The organism is Streptomyces sp. NPDC086777, assembly GCF_040702065.1.
In the GTDB taxonomy this organism is placed as follows: Bacteria; Actinomycetota; Actinomycetes; order Streptomycetales; family Streptomycetaceae; genus Streptomyces.
Map to the genome: position 1 here is coordinate 161,659 of NZ_JBFBJI010000019.1, position 2,022 is coordinate 163,680.

Below are 2,022 nucleotides of genomic sequence, written 5' to 3' on the forward strand. Positions count from 1 at the left end.
ACCGCATCCGCAACAAGAACTCCGGCAAGGTCCTCGGCGTCGACCTCATGTCCACCGCCAACAGCGCACACGTCGTCCAATTCGACGACAACGGCACCGCCGACCACCTGTGGCAGTTCGGGTAGGGCCGGGTCTCCACAGTGTTCGGATGCCGTCACTCCCCCCACTCGGATCACCTGGAGGTCAGGTACATGACATTTCGACTCGGAAGACCGTCGCGCGGCAGATGGAAAAGAACCCTCGCGCTGATTCCCGTGGCCGCGCTCACGGTGGCGGCCACCGTCACCGCCTCGCTGACCGCCCAGGCGGCCGTGCCCCCGACGCCGTCGGGCTTCTCGCTCACCTGGAGCGACGACTTCAACGGTGCGTCCGGCACCGGCATCGACCAGAGCCTGTGGAAGTACGACACCGGGCCGGGCAGCAGTTTCGGCACCGGTGAGATCGAGACCATGACCGACAGCACCTCGAACGTCTACTACGACGGCCAGGGCCATCTGGTGCTCCAGGCGCTGCACTCCGGTTCCGACCCGCGCAGCGGATGGACCTCGGGGCGCGTGGAGACCCAGTCGGCGTCCTTCGGCGCCCCGGCCGGCGGAGTCGTCCGCATCGAGTCCGTCCTGCAGCAGCCCAACGTCACCACCGCCAACGGCGCGGGCTACTGGCCGGCGTTCTGGATGCTCGGCGCACCGCTGCGATCCGGTGTGACCTGGCCGAAGTCCGGCGAGGTCGACGTCATGGAGGACATCAACGGCCGCAGTTCGGTCTTCAGCACCCTGCACTGCGGGGTGAACCCGGGCGGGCCGTGCAACGAGTCGACCGGGATCGGCTCGGGTGAACGCGCCTGTTCGGGCTGCCAGACCGGCTTCCACGACTACGCGGTGGAGATCGACCGCTCGGTGTCGCCGGAGCAGATCCGGTTCTACCTCGACGGGACCAACTTCTTCACCGTCAACGCCGGCCAGGTGGACGCGACGACCTGGTCCGACGCCGTCGACCACCCCTTCTTCATCATCTACGACCTGGCGATGGGCGGCGGGTTCCCGGACGCGTTCGGCGGGGGCCCGAACGCGGCCACGGTGTCCGGCGGCAAGCTGGTGATCGACTCGGTGGCCGTGTACAACAAGGGTCCCGGCTCCGGCGGTGGCGGTTCGGTGACCGGTCAGACGATCACCGGTCCGGGCGGCAAGTGCGTGGACGTGTCCGGTGACGACACCGGTGGCGACGGCACCGCGGTCCAGCTGTGGGACTGCCAGCCGGCGGCCAAGGACCAGCACTGGACGTGGAGCGGGCAGACCCTGCAGACCCTCGGCAAGTGCCTGGACATCGCCGGCGGCAACAGCGCCGCGGGTACCGAGCTGCAGCTCGCCACGTGCAACAGCGGGGGCTACCAGTCATGGGTGCGGCAGACCGACGGCACGCTGCGGAACCCGACCAGCGGCCGGTGCATCGACTCGCCGTCGGGCGCCACGGCCAACGGCACCCGGCTGCAGATCTGGGACTGCAACGGATCCGGTGCCCAGCAGTTCGCCATCGGTACCCCCATCTACGGTCCGGGCGGCAAGTGCGTGGACGTGGCCGGTGACGACACCGGCGGCGACGGCACCGCGGTCCAGCTGTGGGACTGCCAGCAGACGACCTCGCTCGACCAGAAGTGGACCTGGAACGGCCAGACCCTGCGCACACTGGGCAGGTGCCTGGACATAGCGGGCGGTGTCAGCACGGCCGGCACGAAACTCCAGCTGGCCACCTGCAACGGCGGGGGGTACCAGAACTGGGTCGCCAACGCCGACGGCTCGCTGTCCAACCCGACCACCGGCCGGTGCGTCGACTCGCCCTCGGGCGCCACCGCGAACGGCACCCGGCTGCAGATCTGGGACTGCAACGGCTCCGGCGCCCAGCAGTTCGCCCTGGCATGAGCCGCGGGGGGGGGGGGGCCCCCCGGGGGGGCCCCCCCCCCCCCCCCGCGCCCCCCGCCGCCGGGCCCCCCGGCGGGGCCCGGGGCGACCCCCCCACCCGGGGCCC

General features: G+C 70.9%; 2 protein-coding genes. Both read left to right on the forward strand.

The window, feature by feature from the left end:
* Positions 1 to 125 (forward strand): RICIN domain-containing protein (locus AB0472_RS26125; RefSeq protein ID WP_366359571.1); only part of this gene is annotated, 125 nt, incomplete at its 5' end.
* A gap of 129 nt (positions 126 to 254) precedes the next feature.
* Complete coding sequence (locus tag AB0472_RS26130) at positions 255 to 1,916, forward strand: ricin-type beta-trefoil lectin domain protein (RefSeq protein ID WP_366359518.1); 1,662 nt, start codon at positions 255 to 257, stop codon at positions 1,914 to 1,916.
* Positions 1,917 to 2,022 lie beyond the last annotated feature (106 nt).